This is a genomic window from Micromonospora sp. NPDC049801 (assembly GCF_040656575.1).
Taxonomy (GTDB): Bacteria; Actinomycetota; Actinomycetes; order Mycobacteriales; family Micromonosporaceae; genus Micromonospora.
In genome coordinates, this window is record NZ_JBFAMS010000014.1 from 17,192 (window position 1) to 32,309 (window position 15,118).

Sequence of the window (15,118 nt, forward strand, 5' to 3'; positions counted from 1 at the left end):
CATGGCCAATGAACCGCTCATCACGATCGTCGGCAACGCGACCGACGACGCCCAGCTCAGATTCACCCCCAGCGGCGCTGCCGTCGCCAACTTCACCGTTGCCGTCACCCCCCGCGTCAAGCGCGGAGACGAGTGGGCCGACGGGGACACCACGTTCTTCCGCTGCGCCGTGTGGCGGGAGATGGCCGAGCAGGTCGCCGAGACCGTCACCAAGGGCATGCGGCTGATCGTGCACGGCCGGTTCAAGACCCGGCAGTACGAGAAGGACGGGCAGCCCCGCCTGTCGGTGGAGATTGACGTGGACGAGGTGGGCCCGAGCCTGCGGTACGCAACGGCGAAGATCCAGAAGGCGTCCCGCTCTGGTGGCAGCTCGGGCGGCGGACAGGCTGGCGGGTTCGGTGGTGGCATGGATGACCCGTGGTCGACGTCCGCCCCGGCGCCGGCACGTTCGGGCGGCAGCACCTTCGACGAGACGCCCCCTTTCTAGATCAACCCACCGGGTGCGGCCTGTCGAGGGGGCAGGCCGCACCCACTTCCCCGCCCGGAGGTGACCCCATGGCAACAGACACCCTGCCAGCACCCACCCGCAGCGACACCCAGGCTGGCGACGTTGACCACCTGTGGTGCTGCGTCACGTACGTGGCCATGTGCGGGGTCGACCTGACGGGTGTACCCGACGCTTCGGCCCCGACGAAGCTGTGCCCGCTGTGCGCGCTGGCCGATGACACGGGCATGCCGTGCCCGGTTCCGGGGTGCCGGCCGTGACCGCCAAGGTGATCGACCTGAACTCGCGACGCCGGACTGCCGCCGTCCGACCGGCCCCGCCCACCAAGCCGTGCGCTGCCGGGGTGACACCGTGTGGGGCTGAGCCTGCCCGCCTGTATGCCTGCGGGTGGCGGTGCGACGAATGCCGGCCGGGGGCAGCACGAGAGCCCGACACCGTAAAGGGGTCGGGTGAGGTGGCGTGAGAGGGCTAGTCGGTGGCGGGCTTGCGCCGTCCGCCCCGCTTGACGGGGGTGACGGTCGGTCCGGCCTCAGCGTCATGCAGGGCGGGCCGGTTCTCGCGGATCCACTCCTCGACGTCTTCGATGCGCCACACCTTGCCCATGGCCAGCACGTCGTACGGCTTGGGCCAGTTGGGCTGGGCCATGAGTTGGTGGACACGCTGCCGGGACACGCCGAGTCGGTCTTCGATCTCGCGTGCGCCCATCAGGTGACGGCCCATGGTCAGGAGCATAGGCGCAACCCTACTAGGCACTTGCCTAACATCGCAATCCCTGATAGGACTAGACATGTGCCTAGCTAGGCACTTCCCTAGTCAATCCATTCCACCCACGGCAGGGAGCCACCATGATCGATCGCACGCTTGACCGGCGACCCGACGACGCCCACCACCTGATCAGCGACGCCCTCGAAGTTCTCGGCCGCCACGTCTACAGCCACCGTCTGTACGCCAACGAGGCCACCGTCACCCCCAACGGCTCCCGCTACGACTTCGACACCGACACCGACATGGGCGGCCTGCCCGGCATCCGCCTCGAACTGACCGCCACCGAGTTTCTGCTGTGGTGCGAGGCGCTGAACGCGCCGCGTGTCGCCGTCGCCCGACGCGTCGGGCGCACCGAGCTGTCCGCCAGTCTGCGGCGCGACGACTGTTCGTGGTGGTTGACCGCCACCATCGGCCACACCAAGGGCGACGACCGCCTACCCGGCGCCCGCATCGCCTGGAACCGCAACGAGACCGGCCGCCGACTCTCGGACGGCTACACCACCGTCGGTGACCTGCGCAACGCCCTCGCCGCCCTCGGCTACCGGTACGAGACACCCGCCGGAGACATCAAGCCGGTCGAGCCGTACGGGCCGACCACCCCGCAGATCATCCGCTACGGACATTCGGCGCTGGAATCCCCGCTGCGGCCGAACTGGCGACCGGTCCCCTGCACCGACTGCGGTTCGGAGATCCCTGCCGGCACCCGTCCGCCGGTGTGGACCGACGACGCGACCACCTGCCCGGTCTGCACCGACAAGCGGCACGCGAACAACCCCACCGCCTGACGTTGCCCAAGCCTCGCTCAACCAGCACAGGAGAACCGCATGCCACGACGGGTAAGCGCCGCCACCTTGGCGCTTGAGAACCAACCCCACGCCCTCTACCGGTTCTTCGACCGCACCGACGTTCTGCTCTACGTCGGCATCACCGCCGACCTGCCCACCCGGCTCAAGAGCCACCGCAAAGGCAAGCCGTGGTGGACGCAGGTCGCCAACATCACCATCGAGCCGTTCGAGACCCGACAGGAAGCTCTCGACGCCGAGAAAAGGGCCATCCGCGAAGAAGGACCGCTGCACAACGACCAGCACAACCCGCACGTGTGGGTGGAGACCGGCGTCCGTCCCGAGGACATCGACGGAGCCTGGATCGCGGAGAACTGGCGGAAGGTTCACCCATACGTCAGAGATCACGTTGAGATGCCAGCCTGGCACACCGGACGGTACGAACTAGCCGGCAGCATCCTGGAAGAGTTCACAATCGGCGAGGCGGACCGCTTCATCGCGGCTGGTCGCGCCCAAGGTGAAGCGGACGGCGAGGACGGCCTCGGCGGAGAGGAGGCCATCGCTCGCGCCGTGTTCGCCGCTGTCGCCGAGATGCAGACCGACATTGCAGTTCTCACGACGGCGGCTCATGCACTGCTCGACGTTCTTCCCCCCGAGCAGGTGTACTCGGCGCTGGCCAAAGACTTGGGCGAGCAGATCAACGACACGCGGACTCTCGCCGCGTCGGTACGCCTGGTCGCCCAGAGCATGGCAGTCGCGTACCTCAATGGACTCGATGGCGCTGATCGCGCCGCTTGCCTCAAGCGGGCACAGGACGCCAATCCAACCCTTGCCGGCCTTGAGTTGGCCCACGAGGCGGTCGTCTCCGCCCGCGCCCGCGAAGCCTTCGATCTTCCCCTGACGGATTCCGAGGGGTGACGGGGTTGGTCACGCGGTGGGAGGTGGAGAAGGCCGTAAAGGTGTCGAGCATTGACATCACCGGCAAGTGCATCCTCATGATGCTGCTGTCTGAGTCGAACGCCAGCACGGCCGAAATCGCCCCTAAGCACGCCCCCACCTACACCGAGCTTGAGGCCACAACGAGCGCTTCCCGCTCGACGCTCGTCGAATGGATGAGGGCTCTGACTGCCGCTGGGTGGGTTCGGAAATTGTCGGTGGAGGGCGAGTCTCGGACCGGCTACGCGCTCTCTGTTGGTGACCCAAATGCGGCACGGGAACCGCGCAAGCGGGCCACGAAGACGGCAGCCTCAACCACCCCCGACCGGCAGGGTGCGGCGACGGACGTCGATGGCGCGTATCGCCTGGCGGCACGGGCTGGCGGGGAGGGCATGCCGCCAGGCGATACGGAGCATGCCGCCAGGCGATACGCCGGCATGCCGCCAGGCGATACGCCGAGCGAGGGCTTCCTTATTAGGAACTCTCCTACGGAGAGTTCTACAACTAACCCAACCCTTACTCCTCCCCTGTTCGGGGAGGGCGCGTCCCCCGAGGGCTCCAAGCCATCAGCGAAACCGAAGAAGGTCGAGCCGTACCGCGAAGACGTCGAGCGAGTGTGCACCTATCTCGCCGAATGGATCGTCAAGAACGGCTCTAAGCGCCCAACCATCAGCGACGGGTGGCGGGCTGAGGCGCGGCGAATGATCGACCTCGACAAGCGATCCCTCGACGAGATCCATCGGATTACTCGGTGGTCCCAGAAGCATCCGTTCTGGAAAAGCAACATCATGTCGATTCCGAAGCTGCGCGAGAAGTTCGACCAACTGCGTCTGCGCATGGAGGCCGAAGAGGCTGCCGAAGCCGAGCGCAACCAGCAGGGCGGTCGGATGAACGGCGGCATGAAGCCCGCGAACCCCCGGATCTTGCGCAACAGCCACGAGAACCAAGACCGCTACGACGTGAAGCTCTAACGGAAGGAGGGCCAGTGGACATCAGCAGCACCGACCTCGGCGGCCTCGCCCGCGAAGTGATGGAACGGCACGGCATTGACCCGACCACCGTCCCCCCACGGCCCGGGTTTGACCTCGCCGACCATCTGACCGAGCAGGCCGAGGCGACGTTGAGCCTGATCCTGCCGCCCCGGTTCCGCAACGCCGAACCGGACCACCCGTACGTGCGCCGGTGGGTGGACGCGTACCTGCGTGGCCCGGCCGAGTGCCCCGGCCTGCTGCTGCTCGGACCGGTGGGCACCGGCAAGAGTCACCAGGCGTTCGGCGCCCTGCGGCGGGTGGTGTTGGAGTCTGCCCGCCGCTGCCGGCGGATGACGTACACGATCACCAGCCACCCCGAGTTCAACGCGGCGATGCGCCCGCAGCTCGACGACCGGCATCTGCGCGCCCTGGCTGACTTTCAGACGGTGGATCTGCTGGTGTTCGACGACTTGGGGGCGGGCAAGTCCACCGACTGGACGGAGGACACCCTGTACCGGCTGATGGACACCCGGTGGGCGAACCAACTGCCGACGATCACCACGACCAACCTTGACGCTGCCGGCCTTCGCGCCGACGTGGATGAGCGGGTGGTGTCCCGCCTGTCCACCAGCGTGCAGGTGGGGTTGAAGGGTTCGGACCGGCGGCGCGGCGGTGACCTGCCGTGACGGACACGCTGGACCGGGCCGACCCGGTGACCGTGTTCTACGACCACGGCGCCGAGCAGGTGGTGTTGGGGGCAATGCTCCGCGACCCGCTGGTCATCGGCGAGGTGGAGGCGTTGGTGTCGGCGGCATCGTTCCACAAGCCGTGCCATCCGCTGCTGTTCAAGGCGATCACCACGCTGCGGGAGAAGGGCCGCAAGACGGACCCGACGAGCGTGGCCGGGTATCTGGCGGACGAGAAGCTACTCACCCGCCTGCCGGGTGGCGCCCTGTACTTGAACGACCTGATGGCGGTGGTCCCGGTTGCCGCCCCGGTCGGTGAGGCGATTTATCACGCGCGGACGGTCGCCTCCAAGGCCCTGCTGAGGGACTTCGACGCCGGGCTTGAGAAGGTCCGTGACGACATTCGGTCCGGTAGTGCGAGCGATCCCGCTGAGCTGTTGGAGCGTACCCGGGTCATGATTTCGGACCTGGGTACGCGCGCCGCAGGTGACGGTGGTCCGAGGCGGTGGCGGGACATCATCCGCCCCGGCCTGGACGCGATCGAACTCGCTGAGGAAGGCACCGGCCCGCCGGGAGTGCCGACGGGCATCCCCGACCTGGACCAGTTGATCCACGGCTTGCAAAAGCAGCGTCTGTACGTGGTGGCTGGCATCCCGGGCGGCGGCAAGTCGACGTTGGGCGCCGGCGACTTCGTGCGGTCGGCGGCGTTCGCGCACAGCCGCCCGACGGGGGTGTTCTCGATGGAGATGACCGAGCAGGAGTTGTTCAACCGGCTGATCTGCGCCGCCGCCCGCGTGCCAGCGAAGAAGGTCACCGACGGCACGTTGGACACCGACGACTGGACGGCCATCGCCCGGGTGTGCGGGGAGACCGAAGACGCGCCCCTGTGGATCGACGACACCAAGGGTTTGACGATGGCGGACATTCGGGTGCGTGCCCGCCGGTTGAAGCAGCAGCACGGCCTGGAACTGGTCGTCATCGACTACCTGGGGTTGATCGAGTCAGCGACCAGCGCGCCCCGCAACCAGCAGATCGACGAGATGGCCCGGTCGGCGAAGAACCTCGCCGGTGAACTAGACCTCGCGGTGGTGCTGCTGGCGCAGATGAATCGGGCGTACGCGCAGCGCGCCGACAAGCGGCCCGTCCTGACGGACTTGAAGGAGTCGGGCGGCATCGAAGCCCACGCCGACGTGGTGATTTTCGTGCACCGGGACGAGCAGTTCGACAAGACGAAGCGCCTCGGCGAGGCGGATTTGATCGTGGAGAAGAACCGTGGTGGCGCTCGCGGCACCGTTGAGGTGGCTGCGCAACTGCACCTGAACCGCTTCGTGTCGATGGCGATGCCGTGAGCGGGATGAGCCTGGTGGATAACGCCGCCGACCGACCGCCGTACTCGGACTGCTGCCCGCGCTGCCGGTTCAACCGAACTCCGCTACCCCCACTGATGGTTCGGGAGAACGAACGCGGCACGGGCGTGGTCGCCGACTACGTCTGCCCGCGCGGGCACATCTGGTTCACGGGCTGGGCGTGGTGGTCGGGCGAGCGCCATGACACGGACGGGTTGGCGGCATGAGTTGCGACTACTGCGGCCTTGCCACGGACGAGCCTGCGCGCTGGGAGGTGTCGTCGGGCCGTTTCCCCGGCGACGGGATGACCCGCTACGTGTGCGAGGTGCACCGGGGGTCGGCTGAGCAGCATGTGGCCCAGCTCGGCGACGTGTTCGTGTTCCCGATGAACAGCGATTCGAACCGGAGGGCTGCGGCATGAGCGAGGCGTGCACGAACACTGATCCGCACGGCCGGCACGAGCATTACGGGCAGCCTGCAACGCTGCGCCGGGAGTGCCCCGGCGTTGAGGCGAACGACGGCCACCGCATGGTGGCGGCCCTCGAAGCGGCCGGGTTCACGGTGTACGCGCGCCGCCGCGATGCTGTGCGGATGGCCCGCCCTGGCACGGATGAGGGTTGGTGGCCGGTGCCGACGGACCCGACCGCGCCCGAGTTCGCCGAGATGCTGGCGAAGGTACGGCGGGTGTTGTTGGAGGACGTCGCCCACGGTGAGGCAGCGAAGACGGCGCTGGCCCTGTACGACGGGGAGGCGTCGTGATGGAAGAAAATCCCCTGCCGAGCCTGCACAACAACGGCGCACAAGACCCCGACCGGTGGGCGCCGGCGTTGGGGAACCGCCGTGACCCGTACGGCTGCACCCACCCCGAGGAAGGCGACGTGGTGGCGTGGCGGTACGCGGCGTGGCTGGTCCACGAGATCCGCCCCATTCCCGACGCCGACCTGACCGATGAGCAGCGGGCGAAGCTGGTCGCGTCGGTTGGCCGCCTGTCGGGTGAAAAGCGGGCACTCGCCCTGTTCAAGAACCGGCCGTTCCACATCGTGCTGCGCCACCAGGCCGGGCCGCTGATCATCAAGCCGGGTGAGGAGCGCGGGTTCATCCGGTTGCACGACGGCACCCGTGAGGTCAGTTTCACGTCGTGGCCGCGCCAGAACGACTGGCATCGGCTGCCGGGCCCGTATCAGACGTGCTCGTGTCACGGGCATCCGTGGCCGTGCCAGGACCGGGATCAGCAGGTGCTTGCCCAACACCAGATGCGCAAGATGGATCGGCTGATGGCGACCGCCCAGCCGGGCGTGTGCGCGCATTGCCTTGAGCCGATCTCGACCCGGCAGAAGACGGTGACGTTCCCCGAGGAGTCCCGGTTCGTTCCGGGCGCTCCGGGGTCGACGTTCCACGCGGGCCGTGCCGCCTGTTGGGGCGCTGCCGAGGAGTACGAGCGAGCCGGCCGGCTCGTCGACAACCCGGACGTCGCGCGTCTCGCCTCATGCCCGGGGATCAGGTTCATTCACGAGCAGCACGGCATGCCCGCCGACCAGCGGGTCGAGTGCACGGCCGGACCGTTGTGCACGGGGCTGCACGGGCCGGCGGGTTTCCGGCAGGACGTGCCGTGCTGGCATCGGGTGGAGTTGGCCGGCAATGAAGGCGCGTACGCCCGCCCCAGCGTCGACTGCGGCTATCGGGGCCGTGGGGTGTGTCTGGGTGGCGACCTTTCTGGTGGCGGCTCGTCTCTGTCCCCGATCGCTGCCGACCTGCTGTGGGAGAACAAGTCGCGGCGGGGAGGTGGGCTGCTGTGACCGCCCCCGTGTGGCCGACGGTGATGGTGACCGGCCACCGCCCGCAGGACATCCCCGACGACGCCCACGGCTGGGTGCGGGAGCGGTTGGACGCGGCGGCGGTGTGGCTGCGCGACGAGCGCGGCATGACCACGGGCATTACCGGCATGGCGTTGGGGTCGGACATGTGGTGGGCGGACTCGCTGCACCGGGCGGCAGTGCCGTTCGTGGCGCACATTCCGTTCCCGCAGCAAGCGGACCCGTGGCGGAAGTCGAACCCGCAGGCGGTGGCCGAGTGGCATCGTCTGCGCGCCCTGGCCGCCGACGTGGTGCCGTACGGGGACCTCGCCGGCCTAGCCGTGCATGCCCGTAAGCGGGTGGCGGTGTCGCTGCTGCACAAGCGCAACGACGGCATGTTGGCCGCGACCGCCGAGGCCGACGGCGCGGTGCTGGCGGTGTGGCGTCCGTCGAAGCGTGGCGGGGGCACGTTCTCGGCGGTGAAGAAGGCCCACCAACTGCGCCTGCCGGTGATCCTCATCAACCCGGAAGCCCGCACCACGTCCCTGCCCAGCCCTGACCGGCTGGCCGACCTGCTGTACCCGAACCGACCCCAACCGTTGATTCAAGCCTGAGGAGGCCACCAATGACCGACACGACCGCGCCTGTAATCGAGGATGTGCCGCTGCCCGGCATGCCCGACGCCGACGACCTGTCCAGCCCGGCCGACCCAGCCGCGTTCCCGGAGCGGCTGGAAGACGTCAACGCGGACAGCCTCACCCGGTGGTTGGTTTGCCACGCCACCGAACGAGGTGCCCTCAACTTCACCGGGCTCAGCGTGCAGAACCCGGCCGCCTTCGCCCACTCGTCGTGCGCCCTCAACGCGGAGTGGGCGTTGGCGTACGTGCTGCGCGAGTTGCCCCCCAGCTTGGGTGACCGGCTAGCAAAGCAGATTTGGTCGACCTGGGACGAGGGGTCTGGTCCGTACGAGCTGCCAGCAGAGTGGATGACCGAGTACGGCATGAACCCGGACGCCCTGATCGAGCGGGTGCAGCGCAACCGTCGGGAGGCGGCGTGAGCAAACGCCCCTGCTTCTTCTGCGGCCAGGCCGAGCCGGATCACGTGGACGGCCGCTGCGAGCGGTACCAGCCGAACAACCCCGACTTCGAGGAGACGACCATGACCGAGCCCTACTACGAGATCAACGTCGTGAAGCACGACGTCCACCCGAGCGTGCGCGACCGGCAGGCCGACGCCGCCGCCCCCGTCGGGGTCATCTCGGCGACCGTCCTGCCGCAGCTCGCCGGGGACATTCTGCGGGCGACCGCAGACCAGATCGCGCCGAAGAAGCCGGTGACACGATGACCGACATCCCGGCGGCCGAGGCGTCGCCCACACTGCCCCCGGAGTTGATCCGATACTTCGAGGTCCGTCGGCAGGAGCGCGCCGACGCCGTCAGCCGGGCACTGTCCACACTTCGCCCATACGAGCGGCGGCTAGTGCGCGAAGCCGCCGTGATGGGGTACGTGCGCGGCACGATGGCCGGTCGCGTGGACGCCAACATGGGGCGCGACACGCAGATCCCCAAGGACTCGGCGGTCCTCTTCGAGGTCGTCGAAGCGTGCATCGCGATGGACGACTTGTACCCGTACCTCGCTGAGGCGGCGGATGGCCGTCGCCGTCGCATCACCAAGTCACGGCGGTGGCCCGGTGAGTGACCCTGTGATCGACACCCCGCGCGTGGTCGTCGCCCCGCCGTTCAACCCTGAGCGCGCCGCGCTCAACTTCGCGGCCCGCCTGCTGCGTGCCGACTACGAAGATCACGAGCTGCTGCACTCGCACCTGGCCGCCACTGACGAAGACGTGCCCGCCATCCGGGCGGCGTTGCGCGACCTCGCCGACCGGCTTGCCTCCGGCGGCAACCGCGAATGGTCGGTGCGCTACGCAGATGGGTTCGTTGACGGCATCCCGTTCACCGAGGCCGTTGCCCTGCAACGCGCGGCGGGCATGGGCGAGTATGCCGAGGTCGTGTGCCGGGACGGCGGCCCGTGGGTGACCGCACCCACAGATGAGGGGCAGCGGCCGTGACCGACCAGCCGTACACCGACGCTGACGTCAGCCTGATCGCTGGCGAGCTACGCGAGACCGGGATGAAGGACGCGTTCTTCGACGACTCGTCCGGGTCGTGGGAGGTAGAAGAGAAGCAGCACCAGTACGAGGCTGCGGCCCGCGCCGTGCTGGACGCCCTCGCGACGGCCGGGCGGCTGCTGCCCGCAGGGACGGAGACGGTGGAGCAGCCGGGCATCCGCATCCGCCGTGACGGTGTGGTGATGTCGGAGGAGCCAGCCACTCGGGAGCAGGCGCGGATCATGATCCAAAGCCACGAGGCGCACCGCGCGGTCGACCCGGGGTGGCGTGGCTCGGCGGAAATGATTCACCGCTACCAGCACACCACCCCGTGGGCGACCGTGGAGGAAACATCGTGACTGGGCGGCCGTACACCGACGACGACGTTAACCTCATTGAGGCTGCGTGGGACGAACATGCAGTGGCCTTCTACGACGGGTTGATCGCCGAGTGCCGCTGCGGGTCCCGGGAAGACAACCACGACGCGAAGGTCGCGCTGGCCGCTCTCGCCGCCGCCGCTCGCCTCGCCCCCGCAGACGACGACCCCCGCCATATCGCGGAATTCCGCGACGAAGGTTGGTGCATACAGCACCCGCTGGCCTGCCGCCAAAACGGTGGCTTGTTCGGCTGCCCGTTCAACCGGGCCGCCCTCGCCCTTGACAGCCCGCCGGCGCAACTCGGTCGATTTGTGGTGGATCTTTCCGACGAAGGTCAGGGCGGCGATCTTGTTATCGGTGACCGGGTTGGGCCGGGGGTGCCGTTATGACCGGGCAGCCCAGCACTGTCGAGGTTGCCTACAACACGGAAGCCCTCACCGCCCGGTGGTCTGCCGTGGTCAACGACGAGATCGGCGGGTGGGCGGTCACCACCAACGGCCTCGGCCCGCTTGATGGGGGCAGGATGGCCGCCGACCTAGTGATGACCCGCGAGCTGGCCGAGCACATCGCCGACGTGCACAACCAGTGGGTGGCGCGGCAAAACATGGGCGTGCCGGTGGTCACCGGATTCATCACCACCATGGACGTCTCAGCGCCGCCCCTGTTCCGCACCCTGTGGCGTCGCCTGCGACGTCGAAGTCCGGGCGGGGTGGGTCGGTGAGTAACCGTGACGGTGCGGACCGCCTGCGCCTGTTCCGGGCGTTGCGGCGTGCCCGCTGGCGGGTGGAGTTCGCCAAGTCGGGCCACGTCAAGATTTGGAACCCGAGCGGCCTGCTGGTCACCACCACCCCGTCGAGCGCATCCGACACCAACAGCTTGAATGCGCTGCGCCGGGACCTGCGCAAGGCCGGATTCCAGCACAACGGGCGCGGCCAGAAGCCGAAGCCCAACAAGATCCCGAACCAGAGGAGCCAGCCGCGCTGAGCGGCCCCACCGAAAGGAACAACCCTGTGCGCACTCACCTCGGCACCATTCTCACCCTCACCGCAGACAAGCTCGTCACCCCCGACGGCTTCGGCGCCGTTCACGAACTGCTCGACTACATGACCGGCGACACCCTGTTCACCCACCAACTGCCGCGCGCCGCCGACGAGTGCAAGCCGGAACTACTGCGACAGCACCCCGACCTTGCCGACGTCAAGCCGCCGGAGTTCCGCGACGAGGCGCACGTGTGGTCGTGGCTGGCCGAGCAGACCGACCGGTACGGCACCCACCGAGAGGTTCAGCCTCTGCCGGCTGACGCTCACACCCGAATCAACCCGCTGGACGAGCTGGCGATGAACCACCCGCACCTTGCCGTGATCCCGGTGGCCATGCCCGACTCGACGCCGTGATGACCCTGCCGCTGCTGCCCGGCCCGCCCGAGCCCCGTACCTGCCAGTCCTGCGGCCGAGCTGTGCCCAAGGGGCCGTTGGTGGCGGGCCTCGGCTCGGGCTGCGCACGTGAGCACGGCATCACCGCCCCGTCCATCGTCCGGCCCCACCACAACGGGCAAGACGGGCCGACTCTGCTCGACCTGCTCAACCAGCAGCAACGGAAGGAGCCCGCCGTGATCGAGTCGCCGGGCAACGTGGTGTGCCGGCAGCGCACCGACGACGAAGACGAAGCCGTGCGGGCGGCACAGCGGCGACGGGGGTTGGCCGATGGGTGAGCGAGATGAGGCGGCCCGGTGGCGGCACGCGGTCATCGTCAACTGGCACAGGCGGCTGTACCGACGGCGGCTGCGGGCGCGGCAGGTCGGCAGGTGGTGTCGGTGATCAGGCAGAATGTACGCAGCGTCATCGAAGGAGGGCTAGTGACGAGCGAAACCCCGGGTCCAGACCAACGCACTTCGATGGACAGTGACACGCTGTCACTCGCGGTCTTCCTGCGCGCCCGGTACGACGAACGCGAGCAGAAGGCGGAAGCCGCCGCAGCCGAAGGCCCCATGTGGCGCTCCTCCGATAGCGGCATCTACCCCAGCGACGATCGCCGTCATCCTGGCGCGATCGTCTCCGGCCCTTACGGCTACCTTTTCGAGGAGCACGGCGAACACATCGCCGACAACGACCCGCAGTACGTGCTTGACGACTTGGCCTCCAAGCGGGTCATCCTCGACGCCCACCACGACGACGGGCACGGCGACTGCGCTGGTTGTGGCCTTGACCCGATCGGGCTGCCCATGCATCAGATCGACGAATGTCCGACGCTGCTGGCGCTCGCCCGGCCATTCACCGCCCACCCCGACTGTCAGGATGCGTGGAAGCCGTGACCGACGACCGGATGGAGTGGCTGACCGGGCAGATCGACGAAGACGAGCAGTTGGCGCACGACGCTGGCGGGTGGGGTGGCTGAACGAATGACGACCCGGGTCTTGAGTTGGCTCATCGACTTCTGTCGTGCGGGCACCGAACCGATCGCCCGCGCCATTGATGACATCGCCGACGGCATCCACTCGTTCTGCGACCGACTGTAGCCAGAACGGCAGCAGCGGCCCGGACTGCCATCCAAGCCGCCGCCAATCCCACCACCCCGAAATCCCCCGGAGTCTCCGCCACAGCGTAGCCACGCAGATCGGAGACCAGCCACCATGCACCAAGACACTGATGCCCCCGAAGGTGCGTGCAACGCCTGCCACCGACGCGACCCCGAATACGGGCTGATCTGCGAACCCTGCCGTCGCTGGCTACCCGTCGCCCTCACCAGCCTGCTCGAACTCACCGTCCGGCTTACTGACGACCTCATCCCCGCCGACGACAGCACCACCGCAGCGGTGCTCATCTGCCGCACCTGCCACCTCACCGTGCCTGCCGGTCAGACCCCCCGCCACCCCGGCCACCCTGAACACGACCACTCACCCACCGGGAAATGGCACGGCGGCTGGACCGCACACCACCTCATCCGCCGCACCGCCGGGCCCGCCCCCTCCATCGCCCCGGACATCATCGTTACGGGGGGTGGGCACGAAGCCCCCGTGCCTCTCGACCTGCACGCACACGACCTACTCGGACCGGTCATCCGCGACGGCGGCCGACCCATCGACACCACCGGCGACAACTGGATCCCCGCCAGCCGACTCACCCCTGTCGCCGTCAACTACACCCGCTTCGAAGTCACCGAGCGGCGCGAAGAAACAGAGAACGAAGACGGCACCATCGCGGTCACCTTCCACCGCGACTTCCACCACCACCGCCAACAACTCACCGTGATGGACCGGCAAGCCCGCCGCGACCCCAACGGGTACAAGGTGATGATCCCCGCAGGCGACCAGATCGGCGCCGTCCCCATCGCCCAAATCCTCGACCAAGAAATGCGGGCATGGGCAGACGCGGGAGCACCCGGCAGCCGCTACCGGCCCACCCCCACCATCAACAACCTTGTCGACTGGCTCACCAAACGCCTCAACTGGGCATGCGACAACTACCCGGCCATGGACGCGTTCGCCGACATGCTCAGCAGCATCCGCGGCACCCTCATGGGCGCCCTCGGCGACTTCGACCCCCAGGCCGAACTGTGCGACGGCGTCGACTGCCCCGCCTGCACCCTGCGCATGCTGTACCGCCGCCAGGACGGCACCGGTGACATCGAATGCCAGAACCCGGACTGCCGCCGCATCTTCACCGCCACCCAATACCGGGACCATTTGAAAGAAATCGCCCCCACCGCGAGGCGGAAAAAGCAACCCGCCGCCGTGTGACCGGCGTGTCACGCACCCGCACTGGTCAACTCGATTACGACCCTTTATCGTTGCGGGTGGCGAAGTCTGCCCACAAACACCACAGGAAGCCCCGCAGCCCACACGGCGCGGGGCTTTCCCGTGTACCCGAAAGGGGGTGACGGTGCGCCCCGGAGCCAACCCCGACGCGAAACTCACCGCCGCGCAACTCGCCCTCGCCCTCGGCGTCACACCCCAACTCGTCAACACGTGGCACACCGACGGCTACCTCAACGCCGACGGGGAGCGCGTCTACCTGACTGAGGCGGGCCGCAACTGGAAAGGCCACCGCCTGTTCCGGTACCTCGACGGGGCCAAAGCCGAGTCAGCGACACGCCGGTCTCCCCGCTCCTACCGCAAACCGCGGCCCGGCCGCGACTGGGATGCGCTTGACCGGAAGCCAATCAGCGCGGACGCACTGGCCGGGTAAGGTCGCTGCAAAGTGACACGCTGGCCGGCAGACCTCATAGCATCTGCATGGGGAGGGGGTACCCCATGGCAGAGCTTTGCGGAGCGCACGCCAGAAGTACCGGTAAGCCGTGCACTCGCCCGGTCGTCAAGGGCACTAATCGGTGCCGGTTCCATGGTGGCGCAGCGCCGCAGGTCAAGGCGGCGGCAGAGCGGCGGGTCCAGACCGCGCTGGCCGAGCAGGCGGTGAAGACATTCGGCTTGCCGCGCGAGGTTGACCCCCGCGATGCCCTCCTTGAGGAGGTGCACCGCACGGCCGGCGCTGTCGCGTGGCTGCACGAGCAGGTGCAGGCGTTGCAGGCCGATCAGGTGGTGTGGGGTGTCACCTCGGAGGTGACAAAAGACGCCAGCGAGTTCCCCGGCGTCGACACAACCCGCGCAGCCGAGGTGAACGTGTGGGTTCAGTTGTGGCGTGCCGAGCGTGCCCACCTGGTGAAGGTGTGCAAGGAGGCCATCGGCGCCGGGCTTGAGGAGCGCCGGGTGAAGTTGGCGGAGCAGCAAGGCGCGATGCTCGCCGGGGTCATCAAAGCGATCCTCGGGGATCTGGACCTGTCGCCGGCCCAGCAGGCGAAGGTGGCCACGGTGGTGCCAATGCGGTTGCGGGGGGTCGCCGCGGCATGAGAACCGGG

At 68.3% G+C, this 15,118-nt stretch carries 27 protein-coding genes; 26 read left to right on the forward strand and 1 reads right to left on the reverse strand.

The window, feature by feature from the left end; translation table 11 throughout:
* The first annotated feature begins 1 nt into the window (after nt 1).
* Complete coding sequence (gene ssb, locus AB0I89_RS23585; RefSeq protein WP_357130548.1) at nt 2–487, forward strand: single-stranded DNA-binding protein; 486 nt, start codon at nt 2–4, stop codon at nt 485–487.
* A gap of 68 nt (nt 488–555) precedes the next feature.
* Complete coding sequence (locus tag AB0I89_RS23590) at nt 556–765, forward strand: hypothetical protein (RefSeq protein WP_357130551.1); 210 nt, start codon at nt 556–558, stop codon at nt 763–765.
* Nucleotides 766–973: 208 nt separating this feature from the next.
* Here the strand turns inward: AB0I89_RS23590 and AB0I89_RS23595 are convergent, their stop codons facing one another.
* Nucleotides 974–1,225 (reverse strand): DNA-binding protein, encoded by a 252-nt coding sequence (locus AB0I89_RS23595; protein WP_357130554.1) that lies wholly within the window; start codon nt 1,223–1,225, stop codon nt 974–976.
* A gap of 125 nt (nt 1,226–1,350) precedes the next feature.
* On the opposite strand from AB0I89_RS23595, the gene AB0I89_RS23600 reads away from it, so the two are divergent.
* The 24 genes from AB0I89_RS23600 to AB0I89_RS23715 all read left to right on the forward strand — a co-directional run bounded on the left by AB0I89_RS23600 (nt 1,351) and on the right by AB0I89_RS23715 (nt 15,110).
* Entirely contained in the window at nt 1,351–2,055 is a 705-nt protein-coding gene (locus AB0I89_RS23600; protein ID WP_357130557.1) for a hypothetical protein, read from the forward strand.
* A 39-nt stretch (nt 2,056–2,094) separates the two neighbouring features.
* Nucleotides 2,095–2,970 carry a GIY-YIG nuclease family protein gene (locus tag AB0I89_RS23605; protein ID WP_357130560.1) on the forward strand — a complete coding sequence of 292 codons (876 nt, stop codon included), beginning with the start codon at nt 2,095–2,097 and terminating at the stop codon, nt 2,968–2,970.
* On the forward strand, nt 2,967–3,959 hold the full coding sequence (locus tag AB0I89_RS23610; protein ID WP_357130563.1) for a hypothetical protein: 993 nt from the start codon (nt 2,967–2,969) through the stop codon (nt 3,957–3,959). The genes AB0I89_RS23605 and AB0I89_RS23610 overlap by 4 nt, the downstream gene beginning before the upstream one ends.
* A 14-nt stretch (nt 3,960–3,973) precedes the next feature.
* Complete coding sequence (locus AB0I89_RS23615) at nt 3,974–4,645, forward strand: ATP-binding protein (protein ID WP_357130566.1); 672 nt, start codon at nt 3,974–3,976, stop codon at nt 4,643–4,645.
* Entirely contained in the window at nt 4,642–5,994 is a 1,353-nt protein-coding gene (locus AB0I89_RS23620) for a replicative DNA helicase (RefSeq protein WP_357130569.1), read from the forward strand. Before AB0I89_RS23615 ends, AB0I89_RS23620 begins: the two co-directional genes overlap by 4 nt.
* A 5-nt stretch (nt 5,995–5,999) precedes the next feature.
* A complete protein-coding gene (locus tag AB0I89_RS23625) occupies nt 6,000–6,218 on the forward strand; it encodes a hypothetical protein (RefSeq protein WP_357130572.1) in 219 nt (72 codons plus the stop codon).
* Nucleotides 6,215–6,412, forward strand: a complete 198-nt coding sequence (locus AB0I89_RS23630; RefSeq protein ID WP_357130575.1) for a hypothetical protein — start codon at nt 6,215–6,217, stop codon at nt 6,410–6,412. The genes AB0I89_RS23625 and AB0I89_RS23630 overlap by 4 nt, the downstream gene beginning before the upstream one ends.
* The gene (locus tag AB0I89_RS23635) at nt 6,409–6,750 is read left to right on the forward strand and encodes a hypothetical protein (RefSeq protein WP_357130578.1); all 342 of its coding nucleotides are present in this window, start codon (nt 6,409–6,411) and stop codon (nt 6,748–6,750) included. Before AB0I89_RS23630 ends, AB0I89_RS23635 begins: the two co-directional genes overlap by 4 nt.
* Nucleotides 6,750–7,787 carry a hypothetical protein gene (locus AB0I89_RS23640; RefSeq protein ID WP_357130581.1) on the forward strand — a complete coding sequence of 346 codons (1,038 nt, stop codon included), beginning with the start codon at nt 6,750–6,752 and terminating at the stop codon, nt 7,785–7,787. The genes AB0I89_RS23635 and AB0I89_RS23640 overlap by 1 nt, the downstream gene beginning before the upstream one ends.
* A complete protein-coding gene (locus AB0I89_RS23645; protein WP_357130584.1) occupies nt 7,784–8,398 on the forward strand; it encodes a hypothetical protein in 615 nt (204 codons plus the stop codon). The genes AB0I89_RS23640 and AB0I89_RS23645 overlap by 4 nt, the downstream gene beginning before the upstream one ends.
* Nucleotides 8,399–8,409: 11 nt before the next feature.
* On the forward strand, nt 8,410–8,841 hold the full coding sequence (locus AB0I89_RS23650) for a hypothetical protein (protein WP_357130587.1): 432 nt from the start codon (nt 8,410–8,412) through the stop codon (nt 8,839–8,841).
* A complete protein-coding gene (locus tag AB0I89_RS23655; protein WP_357130590.1) occupies nt 8,838–9,128 on the forward strand; it encodes a hypothetical protein in 291 nt (96 codons plus the stop codon). The genes AB0I89_RS23650 and AB0I89_RS23655 overlap by 4 nt, the downstream gene beginning before the upstream one ends.
* Entirely contained in the window at nt 9,125–9,481 is a 357-nt protein-coding gene (locus AB0I89_RS23660) for a hypothetical protein (protein ID WP_357130592.1), read from the forward strand. The genes AB0I89_RS23655 and AB0I89_RS23660 overlap by 4 nt, the downstream gene beginning before the upstream one ends.
* Before the next feature lie 4 nt (nt 9,482–9,485).
* Entirely contained in the window at nt 9,486–9,851 is a 366-nt protein-coding gene (locus AB0I89_RS23665; protein ID WP_357130595.1) for a hypothetical protein, read from the forward strand.
* Nucleotides 9,848–10,249, forward strand: a complete 402-nt coding sequence (locus tag AB0I89_RS23670; protein ID WP_357130598.1) for a hypothetical protein — start codon at nt 9,848–9,850, stop codon at nt 10,247–10,249. Before AB0I89_RS23665 ends, AB0I89_RS23670 begins: the two co-directional genes overlap by 4 nt.
* Complete coding sequence (locus tag AB0I89_RS23675) at nt 10,246–10,656, forward strand: DUF6085 family protein (RefSeq protein WP_357130601.1); 411 nt, start codon at nt 10,246–10,248, stop codon at nt 10,654–10,656. Before AB0I89_RS23670 ends, AB0I89_RS23675 begins: the two co-directional genes overlap by 4 nt.
* The gene (locus AB0I89_RS23680) at nt 10,653–10,988 is read left to right on the forward strand and encodes a hypothetical protein (RefSeq protein ID WP_357130604.1); all 336 of its coding nucleotides are present in this window, start codon (nt 10,653–10,655) and stop codon (nt 10,986–10,988) included. Before AB0I89_RS23675 ends, AB0I89_RS23680 begins: the two co-directional genes overlap by 4 nt.
* Complete coding sequence (locus AB0I89_RS23685) at nt 10,985–11,251, forward strand: hypothetical protein (protein WP_357130607.1); 267 nt, start codon at nt 10,985–10,987, stop codon at nt 11,249–11,251. Before AB0I89_RS23680 ends, AB0I89_RS23685 begins: the two co-directional genes overlap by 4 nt.
* 26 nt (nt 11,252–11,277) lie before the next feature.
* Nucleotides 11,278–11,661 carry a hypothetical protein gene (locus AB0I89_RS23690; protein WP_357130610.1) on the forward strand — a complete coding sequence of 128 codons (384 nt, stop codon included), beginning with the start codon at nt 11,278–11,280 and terminating at the stop codon, nt 11,659–11,661.
* Nucleotides 11,658–11,978, forward strand: a complete 321-nt coding sequence (locus tag AB0I89_RS23695) for a hypothetical protein (RefSeq protein ID WP_357130613.1) — start codon at nt 11,658–11,660, stop codon at nt 11,976–11,978. Before AB0I89_RS23690 ends, AB0I89_RS23695 begins: the two co-directional genes overlap by 4 nt.
* 144 nt (nt 11,979–12,122) lie before the next feature.
* Nucleotides 12,123–12,578, forward strand: coding sequence for a DUF6221 family protein (locus tag AB0I89_RS23700; RefSeq protein WP_357130616.1), 456 nt, complete (start codon nt 12,123–12,125; stop codon nt 12,576–12,578).
* A 318-nt stretch (nt 12,579–12,896) separates the two neighbouring features.
* Nucleotides 12,897–14,003 carry a hypothetical protein gene (locus AB0I89_RS23705; protein WP_357130618.1) on the forward strand — a complete coding sequence of 369 codons (1,107 nt, stop codon included), beginning with the start codon at nt 12,897–12,899 and terminating at the stop codon, nt 14,001–14,003.
* Nucleotides 14,004–14,139: 136 nt separating this feature from the next.
* Entirely contained in the window at nt 14,140–14,451 is a 312-nt protein-coding gene (locus AB0I89_RS23710) for a hypothetical protein (RefSeq protein ID WP_357130620.1), read from the forward strand.
* Nucleotides 14,452–14,516: 65 nt separating this feature from the next.
* Nucleotides 14,517–15,110: an HGGxSTG domain-containing protein gene (locus AB0I89_RS23715; protein ID WP_357130623.1), complete on the forward strand. Its 594-nt coding sequence runs from the start codon at nt 14,517–14,519 to the stop codon at nt 15,108–15,110.
* Nucleotides 15,111–15,118: the final 8 nt, after the last annotated feature.

What these genes read in the sequence shown, in the direction of transcription:
- ssb (WP_357130548.1), top strand. Translation starts at nt 2, where the DNA reads ATGGCCAATGAACCGCTCATCACGATCGTCGGCAACGCGACCGACGAC.
- AB0I89_RS23590 (WP_357130551.1), top strand. Translation starts at nt 556, where the DNA reads ATGGCAACAGACACCCTGCCAGCACCCACCCGCAGCGACACCCAGGCT.
- AB0I89_RS23595 (WP_357130554.1), bottom strand. Translation starts at nt 1,225, where the DNA reads ATGGGCCGTCACCTGATGGGCGCACGCGAGATCGAAGACCGACTCGGC.
- AB0I89_RS23600 (WP_357130557.1), top strand. Translation starts at nt 1,351, where the DNA reads ATGATCGATCGCACGCTTGACCGGCGACCCGACGACGCCCACCACCTG.
- AB0I89_RS23605 (WP_357130560.1), top strand. Translation starts at nt 2,095, where the DNA reads ATGCCACGACGGGTAAGCGCCGCCACCTTGGCGCTTGAGAACCAACCC.
- AB0I89_RS23625 (WP_357130572.1), top strand. Translation starts at nt 6,000, where the DNA reads ATGAGCCTGGTGGATAACGCCGCCGACCGACCGCCGTACTCGGACTGC.
- AB0I89_RS23630 (WP_357130575.1), top strand. Translation starts at nt 6,215, where the DNA reads ATGAGTTGCGACTACTGCGGCCTTGCCACGGACGAGCCTGCGCGCTGG.
- AB0I89_RS23635 (WP_357130578.1), top strand. Translation starts at nt 6,409, where the DNA reads ATGAGCGAGGCGTGCACGAACACTGATCCGCACGGCCGGCACGAGCAT.
- AB0I89_RS23640 (WP_357130581.1), top strand. Translation starts at nt 6,750, where the DNA reads ATGGAAGAAAATCCCCTGCCGAGCCTGCACAACAACGGCGCACAAGAC.
- AB0I89_RS23650 (WP_357130587.1), top strand. Translation starts at nt 8,410, where the DNA reads ATGACCGACACGACCGCGCCTGTAATCGAGGATGTGCCGCTGCCCGGC.
- AB0I89_RS23660 (WP_357130592.1), top strand. Translation starts at nt 9,125, where the DNA reads ATGACCGACATCCCGGCGGCCGAGGCGTCGCCCACACTGCCCCCGGAG.
- AB0I89_RS23680 (WP_357130604.1), top strand. Translation starts at nt 10,653, where the DNA reads ATGACCGGGCAGCCCAGCACTGTCGAGGTTGCCTACAACACGGAAGCC.
- AB0I89_RS23705 (WP_357130618.1), top strand. Translation starts at nt 12,897, where the DNA reads ATGCACCAAGACACTGATGCCCCCGAAGGTGCGTGCAACGCCTGCCAC.
- AB0I89_RS23715 (WP_357130623.1), top strand. Translation starts at nt 14,517, where the DNA reads ATGGCAGAGCTTTGCGGAGCGCACGCCAGAAGTACCGGTAAGCCGTGC.